16 protein-coding genes are annotated in these 20693 nt (G+C 67.5%); 1 reads left to right on the forward strand and 15 read right to left on the reverse strand.

The genetic code is table 11. The features are described from left to right. The 11 genes from ABQ271_RS12730 to ABQ271_RS12780 all read right to left on the reverse strand — a co-directional run bounded on the left by ABQ271_RS12730 (position 1) and on the right by ABQ271_RS12780 (position 10961). Positions 1–969, reverse strand: a complete 969-nt coding sequence (locus tag ABQ271_RS12730) for a glycosyltransferase (protein ID WP_349309104.1) — start codon at positions 967–969, stop codon at positions 1–3. After that, complete coding sequence (locus tag ABQ271_RS12735) at positions 966–2057, reverse strand: glycosyltransferase (protein ID WP_349309105.1); 1092 nt, start codon at positions 2055–2057, stop codon at positions 966–968. Before ABQ271_RS12735 ends, ABQ271_RS12730 begins: the two co-directional genes overlap by 4 nt. A 126-nt stretch (positions 2058–2183) precedes the next feature. Continuing rightward, on the reverse strand, positions 2184–2399 hold the full coding sequence (locus tag ABQ271_RS12740) for a hypothetical protein (RefSeq protein WP_349309106.1): 216 nt from the start codon (positions 2397–2399) through the stop codon (positions 2184–2186). 144 nt (positions 2400–2543) lie between these two features. Continuing rightward, positions 2544–3734: an elongation factor Tu gene (tuf, locus tag ABQ271_RS12745; RefSeq protein ID WP_349309107.1), complete on the reverse strand. Its 1191-nt coding sequence runs from the start codon at positions 3732–3734 to the stop codon at positions 2544–2546. A gap of 148 nt (positions 3735–3882) precedes the next feature. Beyond that, on the reverse strand, positions 3883–5997 hold the full coding sequence (gene fusA, locus ABQ271_RS12750) for an elongation factor G (protein WP_349309108.1): 2115 nt from the start codon (positions 5995–5997) through the stop codon (positions 3883–3885). Positions 5998–6074: 77 nt separating this feature from the next. Beyond that, positions 6075–6545 (reverse strand): 30S ribosomal protein S7, encoded by a 471-nt coding sequence (gene rpsG / locus ABQ271_RS12755; protein WP_018187368.1) that lies wholly within the window; start codon positions 6543–6545, stop codon positions 6075–6077. A gap of 5 nt (positions 6546–6550) precedes the next feature. Continuing rightward, positions 6551–6919, reverse strand: a complete 369-nt coding sequence (gene rpsL / locus ABQ271_RS12760; RefSeq protein ID WP_018171438.1) for a 30S ribosomal protein S12 — start codon at positions 6917–6919, stop codon at positions 6551–6553. A gap of 304 nt (positions 6920–7223) precedes the next feature. After that, on the reverse strand, positions 7224–8633 hold the full coding sequence (locus ABQ271_RS12765) for a DUF5684 domain-containing protein (protein ID WP_349309109.1): 1410 nt from the start codon (positions 8631–8633) through the stop codon (positions 7224–7226). Positions 8634–8669: 36 nt separating this feature from the next. Then, entirely contained in the window at positions 8670–9329 is a 660-nt protein-coding gene (locus tag ABQ271_RS12770; protein ID WP_349309110.1) for a spermidine/putrescine ABC transporter substrate-binding protein, read from the reverse strand. Positions 9330–9394: 65 nt separating this feature from the next. Further along, positions 9395–9862, reverse strand: a complete 468-nt coding sequence (locus tag ABQ271_RS12775) for a hypothetical protein (RefSeq protein WP_349309111.1) — start codon at positions 9860–9862, stop codon at positions 9395–9397. Positions 9863–9878: 16 nt separating this feature from the next. After that, positions 9879–10961 carry an ABC transporter gene (locus ABQ271_RS12780; protein WP_349309112.1) on the reverse strand — a complete coding sequence of 361 codons (1083 nt, stop codon included), beginning with the start codon at positions 10959–10961 and terminating at the stop codon, positions 9879–9881. A 131-nt stretch (positions 10962–11092) separates the two neighbouring features. Between ABQ271_RS12780 and ABQ271_RS12785 the strand changes: the two genes are divergently transcribed. Next, the gene (locus tag ABQ271_RS12785) at positions 11093–11701 is read left to right on the forward strand and encodes a hypothetical protein (RefSeq protein ID WP_349309113.1); all 609 of its coding nucleotides are present in this window, start codon (positions 11093–11095) and stop codon (positions 11699–11701) included. A gap of 4 nt (positions 11702–11705) precedes the next feature. Here the strand turns inward: ABQ271_RS12785 and ABQ271_RS12790 are convergent, their stop codons facing one another. The 4 genes from ABQ271_RS12790 to ABQ271_RS12805 form a co-directional block, all read right to left on the reverse strand. Then, positions 11706–12317: a hypothetical protein gene (locus ABQ271_RS12790; protein ID WP_349309114.1), complete on the reverse strand. Its 612-nt coding sequence runs from the start codon at positions 12315–12317 to the stop codon at positions 11706–11708. 99 nt (positions 12318–12416) lie between these two features. Further along, positions 12417–16292 carry a DNA-directed RNA polymerase subunit beta' gene (gene rpoC / locus ABQ271_RS12795; protein ID WP_349309115.1) on the reverse strand — a complete coding sequence of 1292 codons (3876 nt, stop codon included), beginning with the start codon at positions 16290–16292 and terminating at the stop codon, positions 12417–12419. Between the two features lie 41 nt (positions 16293–16333). Further along, positions 16334–19831, reverse strand: a complete 3498-nt coding sequence (locus ABQ271_RS12800) for a DNA-directed RNA polymerase subunit beta (protein WP_349309116.1) — start codon at positions 19829–19831, stop codon at positions 16334–16336. A 244-nt stretch (positions 19832–20075) separates the two neighbouring features. Beyond that, positions 20076–20666 carry a hypothetical protein gene (locus ABQ271_RS12805; protein ID WP_349309117.1) on the reverse strand — a complete coding sequence of 197 codons (591 nt, stop codon included), beginning with the start codon at positions 20664–20666 and terminating at the stop codon, positions 20076–20078. Positions 20667–20693 lie beyond the last annotated feature (27 nt).

The following is a 20693-nucleotide window of genomic DNA, read 5'->3' on the forward strand; positions in this document are numbered from 1 at the left end:
TCAGCCGAGAGCGCGGCGGAGCGTCTCCGTGACGACTCCCGCGGTGCGGTCCCAGTCGTACGCGCCGGTCGGTGGCTCGACCGCGCGCGGCGACGCGGCAGCCTCGACCATCGCGGCCGCCCACTCGTGGGCGTCGTACGCATCGGCCACAGCCCAGCCGCGCCCTGCCACGATCTCGGCGACGGCGCGGCATCCGCTCCAGTGGATGACCGGCGTCCCGCTCGACACGGACTCGAGTGCGGGCAGCCCGAACCCCTCCAACAGAGACGGCATCGCGGTTGCCGCCGCGCCCCGGTAGAGCTCGGCCAGCCGCTCGTCGTCGACCCCGGTGATCACGTCGACGCGTCCCGCGATCCCGATCCGCTCTGCGGCAGCCCGCACGGCGGCGGTCTCGCTCTCGGGCACGACGGCGAGAAGGCGGATGCCGGTCGCCACCGCCATCGCTCGAAGCACCACGTCGAGGTTCTTGTGCGCGCGGGTGTTCCCGACGAACAGGACGTACGGGTCGGATGCGACCTCGCGCGGCCCGTCGGGGGTGAAGGCGGCGGAGCACCCGTTGCCCGCATTGACGACGTCGACGGCGTCGTCGCGCAGCCAGGCGCGGATCGCGTCGGCCGACGTCTCCGAGACCGTCAAGACGACGCCGGCACGACGCACGACCCGACGCACCGGCCCGCCGTAGTAGGCGACGAACTTCGCTCGCCCCGGCCAGGGCACCTCGAGCTGGATCAGATCGTGGACGGTCAGGATCTGCCGCGGCGCGCGGACCAACGCTCCGTAACCGGGTGAGTAGACGAGCGACTCTCGACCCAGCCCCGGAAGTGCGCGCAACGAATCGAACGGGCTGTAGGGCGTCCCATCGAGGCTGAGCCCTCGCCACGGCAGATCCAGACGCCCGAGCACCTCGCGGGCGTAGCGTCCGATGCCGTGGGCGCCGCGGTACCGGTCGTCGACGAGGAGCCCGCTCACGCCGTCTCTCCCGCGACCCAGTCGGCGATGCGCGCTTCGAACACAGGGCGGTCGAACTCGAACGCACGCTGCACGCACGCCTCCCGGCTCGAGGCAATCGCGCGCTCGACGGCGTCCGCCAGTTCGGTCCCCGACCAGTCGTGCACCAGAGCACCGCTGACCCCGTCGACGACGCTCTCACTCACGCCGCCGAACGCGTTTCCGACGACGGGTGTGCCGGTCGCCATGGCCTCCACCGGCATGATGCCGAAGTCCTCGACGGCGGGGAACACGAGGGCCAGCGCGTTCCGGTAGAGCGCGGCCAGGAGCGTCGAAGACGGATCGCGCACGAACGTCACCGGGTGGCCGCGTTCCTCCGCGTAGGCGCGAAGCCTGCCCTCGTCCGCTCCCCCGCCCGCCAGCACCACGGGAAGACCCGACACCGCGCCCGCCTCGATGACGAGCTCCAGACGCTTGTACGGGACGAACCGCGACACCCCGAGCAGATACTCCGGAGGGAGGCCGGCGACCGCGGCATCCGTCTCGTCCGTCGGCTGCGCGTCGGCGAAGCGCGCGACATCGATCGGAGGATGGATGACGGTGGCCTCCCGTTCCCATGCCCACGCCACCCGCTCGGCGATGAACTTGCTGTTCGCTGCGATCGCCGTGGGCTCGGTGGCGCGACGCCGATCGAGCGGTTTGAGAAGCGACGACGCCGCGCGCGCAGCGAACCCCTGGCCGCGCCCGTCGAGCTCGGGCGTCCAGATGTAACGCGCCGGCGTGTGGGTGTACACGAGTTTCGGAGCGTCACCCGCCGGACCGCGGAAGCGCGCATGATGCGCGAAGAGATGACTGCTGCAGAGCACCCAGTCCGCATCACGGGACGGGAGCATCCGCCAGGCGAGCGGCATGAGCGGAAGGGAGGCGGCCTTGCGTCCCCGCAACGGCGTTCGCGCGAGCACCGTCTCCTCGACGCCCGCGAACCTGCCCTCGCTGTCGTTCCACAGACACCAGCGCTCGGCATCCGGGAACACGCCGCCGAGAACGTCGAACACGTTCTCAGAGCCACCACGCCGCGAGAGCCACTCGTGGACCAGGATGCCGCTCACGACCCGGCTCGCTTCACCTGCGTCATCCGATCTTCTTCATCCGACGTTCATTCTGTCAGACGCCGGGACGGCGGCCGGAAACGCCGGAGGGGGCGGACGCCGCAGCATCCGCCCCCTCCGAAAACGTCACTCGTTGCCGATGCGCCGATCCACGTTGTCGCGGACCTCGTCGACCTTCGCGTCGACCGAGTCGGGTGCGACCTTCTTCACGAACTCCGCCGCCGCATCGAGGACTTTGTCGCTGACGCCCTCCGCCTTCTCGGACTTCAGGTTCTTCTCGATCTCGTCCTTGTGCTGCTCGAGGAACTGCTTCCCCTTGCCCACCACGTCGTCGATTCCCATGGACTCCCTCATCTCCGTCGATGTCCGCGCAGCTGTCGCGGCGCCGCCAGTCTAAAACGGCGCTCCACGACTCGGCACCCCTTGCGGAAACGACGAAGGGGCCGGACCCGAAGGCCCGACCCCTGTCGGTGAGTCCGAAAGGACTTACTTGATGATCTTGGTCACCGTGCCGGCGCCGACGGTGCGGCCACCCTCACGGATCGCGAAGCCGAGGCCATCTTCCATGGCGATGGGCTGGATGAGCTCCACCGTCATGTCCGTGGTGTCACCGGGCATGACCATCTCGGTGCCCTCGGGCAGCGAGATGACGCCGGTGACGTCCGTGGTACGGAAGTAGAACTGCGGGCGGTAGTTCGTGTAGAAGGGGTTGTGACGGCCACCCTCCTCCTTCGAGAGGATGTACGCAGTGCCCTCGAAGTTGGTGTGCGGCGTAACCGAACCCGGCTTCACGACGACCTGGCCACGCTCGACGTCGTCACGCTTCAGACCACGAAGCAGCAGACCACAGTTCTCGCCGGCCCATGCCTCGTCGAGCTGCTTGTGGAACATCTCGATACCCGTGACCGTGGTCTTCTGCGTCGCGCGGATGCCGACGATCTCGACCTCGGAGTTGATGGCGAGGGTGCCACGCTCGGCGCGACCGGTGACGACCGTTCCACGACCGGTGATCGTGAAGACGTCCTCGATCGGCATGAGGAAGGGCTTGTCCTTGTCGCGCACGGGGTCGGGGATGTGCTCGTCCGCGGCCTCCATGAGGTCGAGGATCGACTGCACCCACTTCTCGTCGCCCTCGAGAGCCTTGAGGCCCGAGACGCGGACGACCGGAGCGTCCTCAGCGAAGCCCTGCGATGCGAGGAGCTCGGAGACCTCGAGCTCGACGAGCTCCAGGATCTCCTCGTCGTCGACCATGTCGGCCTTGTTGAGCGCGACCATCAGGTACGGAACGCCGACCTGCTTGGCGAGCAGAACGTGCTCACGCGTCTGAGCCATCGGGCCGTCGGTGGCGGCGACCACGAGGATCGCGCCGTCCATCTGAGCAGCACCGGTGATCATGTTCTTGATGTAGTCAGCGTGACCGGGCGCATCGACGTGCGCGTAGTGACGCTTCGGGGTCTCGTACTCGACGTGCGAGATGTTGATCGTGATGCCGCGCTGACGCTCCTCGGGAGCCGAGTCGATCGACGCGAAGTCACGCTGAACGTTGGTCGCGGACGGGAACTTGTCGGCGAGCACCTTGGAGATCGCCGCGGTGAGCGTCGTCTTGCCGTGGTCGACGTGACCGATCGTTCCGATGTTCACGTGCGGCTTGGTCCGCTCGAACTTGGCCTTAGCCACTAGGTCCTCCTCAGGACGTCATGTAGATCTTCCGGGCACTGGATTGCGACCGGTCGCCTACGGGGATGTTGTCAGTGTAGTTGACGTGACGATATTCAGTTTGGGCGGATGCCGAGGGCCGGGGCCCCCGGCATCCGAAGAGCGAGTGTTACTCGCCCTTGGTCTTCTGGACGATCTCGTCGGCCACCGCGCGGGGGACCTCGGAGTAGCTGTCGAACTCCATCGAGTAGACCGCGCGACCCGAGGTCTTCGAGCGCAGGTCACCGATGTAGCCGAACATCTCCGACAGCGGGACGAGAGCGCGGACGATCTTGATACCCGCGCCGTCCTCCATCGACTGGATCTGGCCACGACGCGAGTTCAGGTCGCCGATGACGTCGCCCATGTACTCCTCGGGAACGCGCACCTCGACCGCCATGAGCGGCTCGAGGATGACGGGGTTCGCCTTGCGGAGAGCCTCCTTGAAACCCATCGAGCCGGCGATCTTGAACGCCATCTCGGAGGAGTCGACGTCGTGCGACGCGCCATCGAGCAGGATCGCCTTGACACCCACGATGGGGTAGCCGGCGAGGACACCGACGTTCATGGCGTCCTGGAAGCCCTGGTTGGTCGGCTCGATGTACTCACGCGGGATGCGGCCACCGGTGACCTTGTTCTCGAACTCGTACGTGTTGTCCGAGGCGAGGTCGAGGGGCTCGAGCGCGAACTGGATCTTCGCGAACTGACCCGAACCACCGGTCTGCTTCTTGTGCGTGTAGTCGTGACGCTCGACGGTCTTCTTGATCGTCTCGCGGTACGCGACCTGGGGCTTGCCGACGTTCGCCTCGACGTTGAACTCGCGCTTCATGCGGTCGACGAGGATGTCGAGGTGCAGCTCGCCCATGCCCTTGATGACCGTCTGACCGGTGTCGACGTTCAACTCGGTGCGGAAGGTCGGGTCCTCTTCGGCGAGCTTCTGGATCGCGACGCCGAGCTTCTCCTGGTCGGCCTTGGTCTTCGGCTCGATGGCGACCTCGATGACGGGCTCGGGGAAGGTCATCGACTCGAGGACGACCGGCGCGGTCGGGTCGGTCAGGGTGTCACCGGTCGTGGTGTCCTTCAGGCCGATGACGGCGTAGATGTTGCCGGCGGAGACAGCGGGAACCGGAATCTCCTTGTTGGCGTGCATCTGGAAGATCTTCCCGATGCGCTCCTTCTTGCCCTTGGTCGAGTTGATGACCTGAGCGCCGGAGTCGAGGCGACCCGAGTAGACGCGGATGTAGGTGAGGCGACCGAAGAACGGGTGCACCGCGACCTTGAAGGCGAGCGCCGAGAACGGGTCGTTCGCGTCGGGGTGACGCTCGATGACCGTGTCGTAGTCCTTCGGGTCGTGCGCCTCGATGGCGCCGACGTCGAGGGGGTTCGGCAGATAGTCGATGACAGCATCGAGCATCGGCTGCACGCCGCGGTTCTTGAAGGCCGAGCCGCACAGGACCGGGTAGATCTCGGACGCCACGGTGAGCTTGCGGATCGCACCCTTGATCTCGGGGACCGTGAGCTCCTCGCCACCGAAGAACTTCTCGAGCAGCGCGTCGTCGGTCTCCGCGACCGTCTCGAGCAGGATCTGGCGGTATTCGGCCGCCTTCTCGGCGAGGTCGGCCGGGATCTCCTGGATCTCGTACTTCGCACCCATGGTGACGTCACCCTTGGAGTCACCGGGCCACACCAGCGCGCGCATCTCGACGAGGTCGATGACCCCGAGGAAGCCGTTCTCCGCGCCGATGGGCAGCTGGATCACGAGCGGCTTGGCGCCGAGGCGCTTCACGATCGTGTCGACGGTGAAGTAGAAGTCGGCGCCGAGCTTGTCCATCTTGTTGACGAAGCAGATGCGCGGGACGTTGTACTTGTCGGCCTGACGCCAGACGGTCTCGGACTGGGGCTCGACGCCCTCCTTGCCGTCGAAGACGGCGACGGCGCCGTCGAGGACGCGGAGCGAGCGCTCCACCTCGACGGTGAAGTCCACGTGACCGGGGGTGTCGATGATGTTGATCTGGTTCTTGTTCCAGTAACAGGTGACGGCGGCAGACGTGATCGTGATGCCGCGCTCCTTCTCCTGCTCCATCCAGTCGGTGGTCGAGGCACCGTCGTGCGTCTCACCGATCTTGTGGTTGACACCCGTGTAGAACAGGATGCGCTCTGTCGTCGTCGTCTTGCCGGCATCGATGTGCGCCATGATGCCGATGTTGCGGACCTTGTTGAGGTCGGTGAGCACTTCTTGTGCCACGGGGTGTCCTTACGTGTAGTGACGGATGTCGCGGGGCGGCCGGCCGGGGGTTGCCCGGCCGGCCACCGAGGTGCTGTTTACCAGCGGTAGTGCGCGAACGCGCGGTTCGACTCGGCCATCTTGTGGGTGTCTTCGCGGCGCTTCACCGCGGCACCGAGGCCGTTCGAGGCATCCAGGATCTCGTTCTGGAGGCGCTCGGTCATGGTCTTCTCACGGCGACCCTTCGCGTACGAGACGAGCCAGCGCAGCGCGAGCGTGTTCGCACGGTGCGGCTTGACCTCGACGGGAACCTGGTAGGTCGAGCCACCGACGCGGCGGCTCTTGACCTCGAGGGTGGGGCGGACGTTGTCGAGCGCCTTCTTCAGCGTTGCGACGGCGTCCTGGCCGTTCTTCGCCTCGACACCCTTGAGGGCGTTGTAGACGATGGCCTCAGCGATGGACTTCTTGCCATCGACGAGGATCTTGTTCACCAGCTGGGTGACGATCGGAGCACCGTAGACCGGGTCGTTGACGACGACGCGGCGGGGTGCGGGTCCCTTGCGAGGCATCTAACTCAACCCTTCTTCGCGCCGTAGCGGCTGCGAGCCTGCTTACGGTTCTTGACAGCCTGGGTGTCCAGAGCGCCACGGACGATCTTGTAACGCACACCGGGGAGGTCCTTGACACGACCGCCACGGACGAGCACGAGCGAGTGCTCCTGCAGGTTGTGACCCTCACCGGGGATGTACGCGGTGACCTCGGTGCCGTTGCGGAGCTTCACACGGGCGACCTTGCGCATCGCCGAGTTGGGCTTCTTGGGCGTGGTCGTGTACACGCGGGTGCAGACACCCGCCTGCTGCGGGTTCGCCTTCAGGGCGGGCGCCTTGGTCTTCGAGACCTTCGGCGAGCGACCCTTGCGAACCAACTGCTGAATGGTTGGCACGTTCTCTCCTTGTCGATCTGCGCGCGGCTCTCGCCTTGCACAGGTGCTGCACGGTGACAGCGTTCGTGGTTTCACCACAAATCCATCGGTAGGCCGCGACTGCGGCGAACGGGGTGATGGATATGCCGTGGGGGTGACCTGTTCGCAGGCCCTGTCCCTGGATGCGTTCGCCTCGCCTGCTGCGAGCCGAGGCACGTCGCAGGGCGCGCGTATGCGCACACCCGCTCAATGATACGCGGGATCGCGAACCCTGGTCAAACGCGGCCAGTGTTCACCGCGACTGCTCAGGTGAGGGGGATGCCGGTCAGGAACCGGCATCCACTCGCTGCAGTCGGATCGCCGCGTCGCCCAAGAGGAACCGGTCGGAGACCTCGGCCTCGGAGCCCGGCCCGACCTCGATGTCCGCGCCGAGCAGACTCGGCAGCAGGATGCCGTTGGTCGACCCGAGATCCGTGATGTACCAGGTGTCGCCGCGGCGCTCCAGCCGTGCGTGCGTCTTCGACACGGTCCGGGTCGCATCGACGATCGCAATGAGCTGCGCGTCAGGGCGGGCGGGGTCAGGCACCGGGTGCCGACCGAGGACGACGACGTCGGCCGACAGCTGCGCCGCCGATCCGTCAGGAAGCACGAGCTCCCAGCGGGCGTGCCCGCGCCTCACCACGACGGTGCGCTCGAGGTCATCGCTCCATGACGGAGCCTCGGCTTCTTCGCGATGCCGCTCCTGCGCCGACACCGAGGAGGTCGCCGACACAGGTGCACCCGCCGCGGGAGATCCGGCGACAGCGGATACCTCGCCCGTCAGCTCCGGGAAGACGTCCCGCTCGTCGCGCTCCGCGCCCGACGACGCCGGACGCAGTCGTGTCACGGGGGCGTCTGCGCGCCCGGGCACGGAGGAGATGATCCCGGCGTCGGCGGCGGAGACGGGAGGGCTCACCTCGGAACGACCGCGCGCCGCGCTCGGCGGAAAAGGGGCGGGTGAGACGGCGGAGACCTCGTCGACGTCGTTCGGCCACGCCGCCGCCGAGCGGACCGTCGGAGTGGGGGACGTCGGGTCGGGCTGAGCCGGTTCGGCGATCGGCGGCGGCGTGGGGACCACGGGGTCTTCGGCGGGCGCACCGGCGGGCTGCGGCGTCCACGGCTGGGGCGCGACGGATGCCGGTGCGACGGGCAGTGTCGCAGCGGCGCCCTCACGCGGGGTCGCGGGATCGCGCTCCGCCGTCGCGGGGAAGGGAGGGGGTGGAAGCGGCGCGCCGAACTCCGACGCGAGAGACCCGAACGGCGGATACGGGGGTGAAGCCGGACGCGGCTCGGAGCGCGGTCGGGCGTGCGCCGGCCGCGCACCGCGCCACTCGGCCGGACCGAACCCGACGATCGTGGCCCACACCGGGAAGAGAAGGGCACCGACAGCCGTCATCCCACCGCCGTATCCGAAACCGGGGTTCAGGCGGTGGACGGTGAGGACGAGCAGGACCCAGATCGCGAGCGTCCCCGGGCCCGGGACGAGCAACAGGAGCGCCAGCCACGGCGAGAATCCGCCCCAGCGCAGGAGCACGGCGACGTTGACGCCCGGCACCCAGGCCCGCCACGACTCATCGCCCATCTTGCGGAAGGCCGCGGCGAGAGCCAGTGCAACCCAGACGTAAACCGCGATACCGAGGATGACGGACAGCAGTCCCAGGACGACACCGGCACCGCTGTCGACTCCCGTGTTCATCCCCCCACCCTAAATCAGCAGGGAAGGAGGGGCCGGTCAGACCCCGGGCAGCCCTTCGCCCGCGTCGAACGGCGCATCCAGGGAGCGGGTGAGTTCGTCGAGCATCGCGGCGATCTGCGGCTCGACGTACTGCGCGACCGCGGTCTGGATCCGCAGCCGATGGCGGAGCAGGATCGTGCAGACCTCGCGGCCGACCATGCTCGCGTACTCGTCGGCCAGGCGGACCTCCTGCCGGAGCGCCGCCTTCGCATCCTCTGTCAGTGGCGGGAGCGCGGGCACCGCGGCATCCGCCTCGTCAGCCAGCCCGGCGATCGTGAACAGGAACGGCGCGCCGGGAACGGGATCGGGGTCCATCGGCAACCCCTCGAACTCGGGTTCGAGGCCTTCGGCGGGACGGTAGGTCCGCGAGCGGTTGCGATCGGCCTGGTGGTCGAGTTCCGCCTGGAGCATGGGAAGGTTCCGCGCGGTGTACTGGGCGACGGAGGTGTCGACGATCGTCTTGACACGCGTCGACAGACCGTGTTGAACGCCGTGCGGAACATCGGAGCCGAGGCCCGCCGCTGAGAGGATCGGCGACCCGAGGCATCGCCTGCAGGGAGCGACCCGGCCCCGGTGCGTGGCGGGCTCCCAGCGCGGCAACCAGCGCAGCCAGGCCTCGACGGCCTGGCTGACCTGCGTCTCGAGCGAGCGCTCCACGGGTCCATTGTCGCGGAGATCCGTCGCGATCGGGGGTATTTCAGGGCATCAGGATGCCGCGGCCCTCACTCCTCGTCGTCCTCGTGCTCCCACGGCCACTCGGGACGACGCGCGCGCGTCCGCCGAAGGGCGATCCCGGCCCAGGCTGCCGCACCGGCCGTGACCGCAAGGACGATGGTGTACCAGGACAGGGCGAACTCCCCTGCCGCGCTCACCGCCAGTGCCGCGTCGGCGCCGGTCACGACACCCCCGAGAACGATCCCCGCCAGATACGCCGCGACCGTCGCGACCATGACCCACGCCGCCGCGGCATACCGCGCCCTGCGCACGGCGCCGAACTCGGTACCCGCGAATGCGGATGCAGCCAGCAGCATCGCGACGATGCCCGCCCCCTGCCCGAGCCCGGGGGCGGCGATGGCGTCGGTATCGGTGAGGAGGCTCGTGAAGCCGAATCCGCAGATAGCCAGCGCCGCGAAACCGATCGTCGCGAAGAACGCGGCGGTCGGTGGCGCGACACCAGCGGGCTGCGTCATCAGCCGCAGCCGAGCATCAGTACTGGTGGAGCTGCGGGCCGGCCTCGAGGGTGCGCTCGTACTCGCGCTGCGCCTCGTCGTTGAGCTCCGTCATCCGGCGACCGCGCTTCGACACCCATGCGCCGAACCAGATCGTGATCTCGCGACCGAGAATGAAGGCGATGACCGCGAGAGGCGCGAGGAGCTGGTCGCCGACGATCTCGCCGGCGCGCGACGGCGCGATCGACCAGAACGGCGCCTGGAACAGCTGTCCGAGGATGTGACCGCCGTACGCGACCGCACCCACGAGCAGACCGAACACGACCCAGAGGCCCCACCGGCCGCGGTTGATGAACGCGCCGAGCAGCCAGAAGCCCAGGAAGAACACCGCGACTGGAACCCAGAAGGCCCACGTCGTGACCACGGCGACGACCTGCTGACCGAGCTCGTCGACAGCGACCCCATCGTTGAGCACACCGAGCCCCAGAATGGCGCCGAGGTAGAGGATCGCGAACAGCAGGGCCGCGAGGAGCCCGATCGCACCGGCGGCACCGCGGTTGCCGCGCGGGCGCGGCGCCTCGGGCGCCTGGACGAAGATCGGCTGCTGCGAGTAGACGGCGGTCGGGGCGGGAGCCGCCGATCCGGCCGGCTCGCTCGGGGTCACCGTCGTCGGGGTCTGATCGGCGTGCGAGTAGACAGCCGTCGCGGCAGCGGCCGAGGCTGCCGGAGCCGCGGCATCCGTCGCGGGCTCCACCGAATCGTTCACGCGCGTGGGGGTGTCGTCTGCGGCGGACGAGGCCTCGGGCTCCCCGGCGGCGGGACGGTACAGCGGCTCGTCGCTGACGGCAGTGGATGCCACGGGAGCGTCCGGCTCGCTGTACTTGCCGTAATCGATGGACAGATCCGATCCGCGGTCGGTCACATCGAAGGCTGCATCGCCACGGGGGCGGTCGTCTGCGGCACGGGAAGCGGCTTCCGCCTCGGCCAGGCTGTCGTTCGCGCTGCCGACGACCTCGTCGACACCGCGGGACTCCTCGGGAGACGTCGGCTCGTCGATCGGCTCACCGTAGGCGGGCTCGCTCGTCTGGTCGTCTCGCTCGCCGAACTTGGGGTCGCTCATTGCCGTGTCACTCCTCACGCGGGGGCGTGCGCCACCGCTGAAGCGAGCGTATCCCCGCGTTCGGCGGCGCCCGCGGAGGCGCCCCGACGTGTCTCGAGGCGGCGTGCCACTCGATGCGTATCGTGGACTCCATGACGAGGCGGCGCAGGGTGATCGGACGAGCGATCGGCGCGCTGCTCGCAGGCGCCGTGCTCGCGTCGACCGCTTCCGGCTGCGCGCCCGAGCCCGATTCTCTCCGGCCCCCGCCGACGGACGCGGCGTCGGCGACGCCCACCCCGACCGCCACCCCGGTCGCGATCGCGGACTTCCCGTTCGGGCCGTCGACGTCGACGACCCCGTTGCCGTCGGACTGCAAGAGCATCCTGACCGACGGCATCCTCGAGACACTCGCCGACATCCCGCTGAATGCACCGGGGATGGGTGGGGGCATCCGGCCCGACAGCAGCCGCGTCTGCGTGTGGGCGGACCCCGGCGCCAGCCGCACGAGCCTCGTCACGGTGGTGGGGTACTCCCCCGAGCGCGAGGCCCGCGACGCCCTCTATCTGCTCGGTGTCGACGACGGCTACCTCTGCTACGAACCCGACGAGGGCCTCCGCTGCGAGAAGAACGGCACCGACGACCTGGGGCTGTCCCAGGGCCGGACGGTCTACTGGCGCGACGGCGTCGCGATCGACACGCAGTACTCGAACCTTGCCCCGCAGGGGTACACGGCGGCTATCGTGGCGAAGATCTGGGGCTGACGCCTCACCCCTCGCGGGCCCACACGGACGCCGCCACACCATCGGCATAACGTTTCGGATGCCACTTCTCTTGCGACGTCGACACCCACAGTCCCCCGCCGGCCTCGATCGTTTCGATGAGGTCCTTCGCAGTGCGCGTGCAACGGATGCGATCGTCCTCCACACACTCGAAGCCCTGACCGGGCAACGATGCGGCGGCGATGGCCCCGGCATCCGTGGGGACGGTCGCGACCGTCGTCGAGATCTCACCCTTGTCGGAGGTCCAGCGGCAGGTCACGGTGACGTCCGGATCGAGAGCCGTCACGAAGTCGGCGGCGCTCGTGACCGGTGGGTCCATCGAGGGCGTGAGCTCAGCGCCGTCCGTCCACCGGAGGCCGGCCCAGGCCGCCTCGTTGTAGAGGTCGCGGCACTGCAGCGGGGTTGAGGTCGCATCTGCGGTGGCAGCCGGATCATCGGGGTCGCCTGCGCGCTGCGCGGAACCGCCGGCCTGAGCGATCCACTGTGTCGCCGCGGGGAACATCGGTGCGGCGAGGACGAGCAGCGTCACCACGACCGCGGCACTCACGATGCCGACGAACCATGCGAACCCTGCGTTTCGCCCACCCACCCGTGCCATGACTCCACGGTAGTGGCCGTCCGCGCGGGATCGCGGAGGAGAACGCCGAAGGCCCCCGGGGTGTCCCGGGGGCCTTCGGTTCAGACGTTCACAGCTCGATCAGTTATAGCTGCCGGGGGTGAAGTCGTCGGTCGAGAAGCTGTCGAAATCGACGTAGCTCAGGTCGGCGTCGCTGTACGCGCCGTCCGAGGCGAAGATGCGGTTGGGGTACCGCTCGCTCTTGGCCTCTTCCGTTGCCTCGACAACGACATTGCGGTACTTCGCAAGGCCGGTGCCGGCGGGGATGAGCTTTCCGATGATGACGTTCTCCTTGAGGCCGACGAGCGGGTCGCTCTTGCCCTCCATGGCCGCCTGCGTCAGAACGCGGGTGGTCTCCTGGAACGATGCGGCCGAGAGCCACGACTCCGTCGCGAGCGACGCCTTCGTGATACCCATCAGCTCGGGACGGCCCGATGCGGGACGCTTGCCCGCCGCGACCGCCTCGCGGTTCATCTGCTGGTAGCGCTTGAAGTCGACCAGCTCACCCGGCAGAAGGGTCGTCTCGCCGTGATCGACGACCGTGACCTTCCGCAGCATCTGACGCACGATGACCTCGATGTGCTTGTCGTGGATCGGCACGCCCTGCGACCGGTACACGCCCTGCACACCGCCGACGAGGTACTTCTGCACCTCGCGGGCGCCCATGACACGCATGACCTCCTTGGGGTCCAGCGTGCCGACCTGCAGCGGCTGACCGACCTCGACGCGCTGGCCGTCCTCGACGAGGAGGGTGGCGCGCTTGAGGACCGGGTAGACGTGCGGCTCGTCGCCGTTGTCGGGGGTCAGGATGAGCTTCTTGGCCTTGTCGGTCTCATCGATCTTGATGACACCGTCGGCCTCGGCGATCGGGGACGCACCCTTGGGGGTACGCGCCTCGAACAGCTCCTGCACACGGGGCAGACCCTGCGTGATGTCGTCTGCCGACGCCGAACCACCGGTGTGGAACGTACGCATCGTCAGCTGGGTACCGGGCTCACCGATCGACTGGGCCGCGATGATGCCGACGGCCTCGCCGATGTCGACGAGCTTGCCGCTGGCCAGCGAACGGCCGTAGCACTTGGCGCAGACACCGACAGCCGAGTCACAGGTCAGGACCGAGCGCACCTTGATGCTCTCGATGCCACCGGCGACCAGCTTGTCGATGAGGACGTCGCCCACGTCGTCGCCGGCCTCGGCCAGGACGGTGCCCTGAGCGTCGACCACCGCGGCGGCGAGCGTACGGGCGAACACCGAGTTCTCGACGTTCGCGTCGCGGACGAGCTCGCCGTCAGCGCCGGGAGCGGCGATCGTGAACTCGAGGCCCTTGGCCGTGCCGCAGTCCTCCTCGCGGATGATGACATCCTGCGAGACGTCCACGAGACGACGCGTGAGGTAGCCCGAGTCGGCCGTACGGAGAGCCGTGTCGGCCAGACCCTTACGGGCACCGTGCGTCGCGATGAAGTACTCCGCCACCGACAGACCCTCGCGGTACGAGGAGATGATCGGACGGGGGATGATCTCACCCTTGGGGTTGTTCACCAGGCCTCGCATACCCGCGATGTTGCGGATCTGCAGCCAGTTACCACGGGCGCCGGAGCTCACCATGCGGTTGATGGTGTTGTCCTCGGGGAAGTTGTCCCGCATCGCCTTCTGGACCTCATCGGTCGCCTCGGTCCAGATCTTGATGAGCTCCTGACGACGCTCGGCGTCGGTCGTGAGGCCCTTCTCGAACTGTCCCTGGACCTTCGCTGCCTGCTTCTCGTAGGCGGCGACGATCTCCTTCTTGTTCGGCGGCGTGAGGACGTCGCTGAGGGCGACGGTCACACCCGAACGAGTGGCCCAGTAGAAGCCGGCGTCCTTAATCCGGTCGAGGGATGCCGCGACCTCGGTCTTCGGGTACTCCTCGGCCAGCTTGTTGACGATCTGCGACAGCTTGCCCTTGTCTGCCTGCTCGCGAACGAACGGGTAGCCCTTGGGAAGGGTGTCGTTGAAGATCGCCTGACCGAGCGAGGCATCCACGAGACCGTGGCGCTCGTAGCCCTCGGGGGCTTCGCCCTCGAGGAAGGTCAGGCCGGGAACGCGGATGCGGACCTTGGCCTGCAGGTCGAGGGTGCCCTCGTCCTTGGCCAGGATCGCCTCGCCGACGGAACCGAACACGCGGCCCTCACCGGCAGCGCCCACCTTGAGCGTCGTCAGGTGGTGCAGACCGATGATCATGTCCTGCGAGGGCAGGGTCACCGGACGGCCGTCCGACGGCTTCAGGATGTTGTTCGACGCGAGCATCAGCACGCGGGCCTCGGCCTGAGCCTCGACCGACAGCGGCAGGTGGACGGCCATCTGGTCACCGTCGAAGTCCGCGTTGAACGCGGCGCAGACGAGCGGGTGGAGCTGGATGGCCTTGCCCTCGACGAGCTGCGGCTCGAACGCCTGGATGCCGAGACGGTGCAGGGTGGGTGCACGGTTCAGCAGCACGGGACGCTCGCGGATGATCTCCTCGAGCACGTCCCAGACCTCGGGACGGGTGCGCTCGACGGCACGCTTGGCGGCCTTGATGTTCTGCGAGTGACCGAGGTCGATGAGGCGCTTGATCACGAACGGCTTGAAGAGCTCCAGCGCCATCTGCTTGGGCAGACCGCACTGGTGCAGCTTCAACTGCGGGCCGACGATGATGACCGAACGGCCCGAGTAGTCGACGCGCTTGCCGAGCAGGTTCTGGCGGAATCGACCCTGCTTACCCTTCAGCATGTCGCTGAGGGACTTGAGGGCGCGGTTGCCGGTACCCGTGACGGGACGACCGCGGCGACCGTTGTCGAACAGAGCGTCGACGGCCTCCTGCAGCATCCGCTTCTCGTTGTTGACGATGATCTCGGGAGCACCGAGATCGATCAGACGACGGAGGCGGTTGTTGCGGTTGATCACGCGGCGGTACAGGTCGTTCAGGTCGCTCGTGGCGAAACGGCCACCGTCGAGCTGGACCATCGGACGAAGCTCCGGCGGGATGACCGGGACGACGTCCAGGACCATCGAGGCGGGGCTCATGCCCGTCGACAGGAACGAGTTGACGACCTTCAGGCGCTTGATCGCGCGGATCTTGCGCTGACCCTTGCCCTCGGAGATCTGCAGGTGGAGCGACTCGGCCTCGGCGGCCAGGTCGAACGCCAGGAGGCGACGCTTGATCGACTCGGCGCCCATGTAGGCCTCGAAGTACTGGCCGAAGCGGTCCTGCAGCTCCTGGAAGATGTCGTCTTCCTGCTTCAGCTGACCGACCTCGAGTCCGCGGAACTCGTCCCACATCCGCTCGAGCTTGGCGACCTGCTCGTCGCCGCGCTTGCGGATGGTGGTCATCTCCTTCTCGGCGGCGTCCTTGGCCTTCTTCTTCTGGTCGGCCTTGGCACCTTCGGCCTCGAGAGCGGCGAGCTCGTCCTCCAGCTTCTGGAGGCGGTCGGCAACGCGCGCATCGCGACGGTCGGCGATGTTCTTGATCTCGAGGCGCAGGTTCGCCTCGTGGGTCGGGAGGTCGCGGTGACGCGCATCCTCATCAACCGAGATCACCATGTAGGCGGCGAAGTAGATGACCTTCTCGAGGTCCTTCGGCGCCATATCCAGCAGGTAGCCGAGGCGCGAGGGCACGCCCTTGAAGTACCAGATGTGGGTGACGGGTGCGGCGAGCTCGATGTGGCCCATGCGCTCACGACGGACGGAGGACTTGGTGACCTCCACGCCGCAGCGCTCGCAGACGATGCCCTTGAAGCGGACGCGCTTGTACTTACCGCAGGCGCACTCCCAGTCGCGGGAAGGACCGAAGATCTGCTCTCCGAAGAGACCGTCCTTCTCGGGCTTCAGCGTGCGGTAGTTGATGGTTTCGGGCTTCTTGACCTCGCCGAACGACCAACGACGGATGTCGTCGGCGGTGGCGAGACCGATGCGAAGCTGATCAAAGGTCTGTGACTCGAGCACTGATTCTCCTGTGTCGGAATTCTGTTCGTTGCCGGTACGGGTCAGATCTCGTCGATCGACGTCGACTCGAACCGGGTGGAGATGTTGATGCCGAGCTCTTCCGCTGCACGGAAGGCCTCGTCGTCACTGTCACGCAGGTTCACCTCGGTGCCGTCGGCCGAGAGGACCTCGACGTTCAGGCAGAGGGACTGCATCTCCTTCATGAGGACCTTGAACGACTCCGGGATGCCGGGCTCCTGGATGTTCTCGCCCTTGACGATCGCTTCGTAGACCTTGACGCGGCCGACGATGTCGTCCGACTTGATCGTCAGCAGCTCCTGCAGTGCGTATGCGGCACCGTAGGCCTCGAGCGCCCAGACCTCCATCTCACCGAAGCGCTGGCCACCGAACTGGGCCTTACCGCCGAGCGGCTGCTGGGTGATCATCGAGTAGGGACCCGTCGAGCGTGCGTGGATCTTGTCGTCGACAAGGTGGTGCAGCTTCAGGATGTACATGTAGCCGACCGAGATCGGAGCCGGGAACGGGTCGCCGGAGCGGCCGTCGAACAGCTTCGCCTTGCCGGAGCTGTCGATGAGACGCTCTCCGTCACGGGTCAGGATCGTGGAGTCGAGCAGACCTGCGATCTCCTCCTCGAACGCGCCGTCGAACACCGGGGTGGCGACCTTCGTGCCGGGGGCGGCTTCGCGAGCCTGCTCGGGGAGCTTCGCAGCCCACTCCGGCGAGCCTTCGACCTTCCAGCCCTGCGTGGCGACCCAGCCGAGGTGCGTCTCGAGAACCTGGCCGAAGTTCATTCGACCGGGGATGCCGAGCGGGTTCAGGACGACGTCGACGGGGGTACCGTCCGCCATGAACGGCATGTCCTCGACGGGCAGGATCTTCGCGATGACGCCCTTGTTGCCGTGACGACCGGCGAGCTTGTCACCCGCGGTGATCTTGCGCTTCTGGGCGATGTAGACCACGACGCGGCGGTTGACGCCCGAGCCGAGCTCGTCGTCGCCGTCCTCGGCGTTGAACTCCTTGACGGCGATGATCGTGCCCTGCTCACCGTGGGGCACCTTCAGCGAGGTGTCACGGACTTCGCGGCTCTTCTCGTTGAAGATCGCGCGGAGCAGTCGCTCCTCGGCCGACAGCTCGGTCTCGCCCTTGGGCGTGACCTTGCCGACGAGGATGTCGCCGGGGCGGACCTCGGCACCGATGCGGATGATGCCTCGCTCGTCGAGGTCCTTCAGCAGGTCGGGGCTGACGTTGGGGAGGTCACGGGTGATCTCCTCCTTGCCCAGCTTGGTGTCGCGAGCATCGACCTCGTACTCCTCGATGTGGATCGAGGAGAGCGTGTCGTTCTTGACGAGCTCCTGGCTGAGGATGATCGCGTCCTCGAAGTTGTGACCCTCCCACGTCATGAACGCGACGAGGAGGTTCTTGCCGAGCGCGAGCTCGCCGTCCTCCGTGGCGGGACCGTCGGCGATGACCTCGCCGATCTCCACGCGGTCGCCGGCCGAGACCACGACGCGCTGGTTGTACGACGTGCCCTGGTTGGAGCGGTCGAACTTCCGGAGGAAGTAGTCCTGCGTGCCGCCCTCGTCGAGCTGGACCGTGACGACGTCGGCCGAGACCTCGGAGACGACACCGGGCTTCAGCGCGGTGATCACGTCACCCGCGTCGATGGCGGCGTAGCCCTCCATACCGGTTCCGACGATCGGCGACTCGCTGCGCAGCAGCGGGACAGCCTGACGCTGCATGTTGGCACCCATGAGGGCGCGGTTCGCGTCGTCGTGCTCGAGGAAGGGGATGAGCGACGTCGCGACGGACACCATCTGGCGCGGCGAGACATCCATGTAGCCGATCTCGTCGACCGGGAACAGGTCGACCTCGCCACCCTGACCACGGCGGGCGAGGATGCGGTCGTTGACGAACGCGCCATCGGCCTTGAGCTCGACACCGGCCTGCGCCACGATGTAGTCGGCTTCTTCCGCTGCCGTCAGGTAGTCGATCTGGTCGGTGACCTTGTTGCCCACGACACGGCGGTACGGCGTCTCGATGAAGCCGAACGCGTTGATGCGCGCGAACGAGGCGAGCGAACCGATGAGGCCGATGTTCGGGCCTTCCGGGGTCTCGATCGGGCACATGCGGCCGTAGTGCGAGGGGTGGACGTCACGGACCTCGACGCCGGCACGCTCACGCGACAGACCACCGGGGCCGAGCGCGGAGAGGCGACGCTTGTGGGTCAGACCCGCGAGCGGGTTGTTCTGGTCCATGAACTGCGACAGCTGCGACGTTCCGAAGAACTCCTTGATCGCGGCCACGACGGGACGGACGTTGATCAGGGTCTGCGGGGTGATCGCCTCGATGTCCTGCGTGGTCATGCGCTCGCGGACGACGCGCTCCATGCGGGACAGGCCGGTGCGGACCTGGTTCTGGATGAGCTCGCCGACGGCGCGGATACGACGGTTGCCGAAGTTGTCGATGTCGTCGATGTCCAGGCGGATCTCGGCGGGCTTGCCGCTGCGGACGCCGTCGTAGCTGACGTCGCCGCGGTGCAGGCGGACCAGGTACTTGATCGTCGCGACGATGTCCTCGACGGTCAGGACCGAGTCGCTCAGCGCCTTGTCGATGCCGAGCTTCTGGTTGATCTTGTAGCGACCGACCTTCGCGAGGTCGTACCGCTTCGAGTTGAAGTAGAAGTTGTCCAGCAGCGCGCGGGCAGCCTCAGCGGCGACCTGCTCGCCCGGACGGAGCTTGCGGTAGATGTCGCGGAGCGCATCTTCCTTCGTCAGGATCGTGTCCTTCTCGAGGGTCTCCTCGATCGAGCTGAAGCCCGCGAACTCCTGCATGATGTCTTCGCTCGTGAGGCCGAGAGCCTTGAGGAACACGGTGACCGACTGCTTGCGCTTGCGGTCGATGCGGACGCCGACCTGGTCGCGCTTGTCGATCTCGAACTCGAGCCATGCACCACGGCTGGGGATGACGCGAGCCGAGACGATGTCCTTGTCGGACGTCTTGTCGGGGGTCTTGTCGAAGTAGACACCGGGGGAACGCACCAGCTGCGAGACGACGACGCGCTCGGTGCCGTTGATGATGAAGGTGCCTCGGGCGGTCTGGAGCGGGAAGTCGCCCATGAAGACCGTCTGCGTCTTGATCTCACCCGTGAGGTGGTTCATGAACTCGGCCTCGACGTAGAGCGGGGCGGCGTACGTCTTGCCGCGCTCCTTGCACTCCTCGATGGAGTACTTCTCAGGCTCGAGGTAGGGGTTCGTGAACGAGAGCTGCATCGTCTCGCCCAGATCCTCGATCGGGGAGATCTCCTCGAAGATCTCCTCGAGGCCGCTGATCTCGGGAACGTCGGTGCGCCCCTCGGCTTGCGCCTCGGCGACGCGTGCCTTCCAGGCCTCGTTGCCGACGAGCCAGTCGAACGACTCGGTCTGCAGCGCGAGGAGGTCGGGGACCTCCAGCGTGTCGGAGATCTTGGCGAACGAGAGGCGGGATGCGCCGCGACCGTTCTTGATGGTGGTGGTGGGAGTTGCGTTGCGCGCAGCAGCCAAGGGAATTACCTCCGTGAGCCCGGGGAGGGCTGGTTTTCCTTGTCGTCAGGTGGAGTACTCCCGATCCACGCCTGCGGCGCGCGCCGACGGAGGAGTCCGTCGGGGGCACAGGCACAAGCCGACCACCATATGAGGGCAAGTAGAAGGGAGCGCAACTACCTACTATAGGACGGGCGACGCGCCGTGTCCAGTCGAATCGTTGACGAGTTCCGCAGGCTGCGGTATAACTCGCGCTCGCGTCGACTCAGTTCCACTGCCAGGTGACGAGCACCGACTGCGCGAGCGCGTCACGGTCGGCCTGTGGCACATCGACGCTCGCCGAGAAGGTGACGATGTAGGTCTGCCCCGCATCCACGAGGTAGTACTGGTCGATGACGTACGGGACGTCGCCCTGCTCCACGCGGGCCGTCAGGTGCGCGGACTCGGACCCGGCCGCCGTCACGCGATCGAGCGCCTCCACATCGACGGCGCCGGCTCCTTCGAGCTCAGCGACGCCGGCCTGCTCGACCTGCTCAGAGGTGACTTCACCGCCGGGCGAGACGAGGATGTTGACGTTGTCGCTGTAGCCGTCGGCGTCTTGCAGGTCGGCGGCGAACGTCGTCTCGTCGAAGCCGGCGGGGGCGCCGTCGGGGAAACCCCAGCCCTCGGGGAGCGTGAACGTGTACTGCTCGGCAGTGACCGTGTCGCCGGTGGCCGGCGCGAATTCCACCGCCTCGCTCTCCGGGGCAGGCGCGGCCGGGGTCAACGGCGTCGTAGGAGCGGACTGCCCCGTGCAGCCGACCAGTCCGAGGCCCGCAGCGAGGACGAGGGCGACGGACGCGCGACGGAGGAGCATGCCGCCGACCCTACGCGCCGGCGCCCG

Origin of the sequence: Microbacterium sp. MM2322 (assembly GCF_964186585.1) — a bacterium.
In the GTDB taxonomy this organism is placed as follows: domain Bacteria; phylum Actinomycetota; class Actinomycetes; order Actinomycetales; family Microbacteriaceae; genus Microbacterium.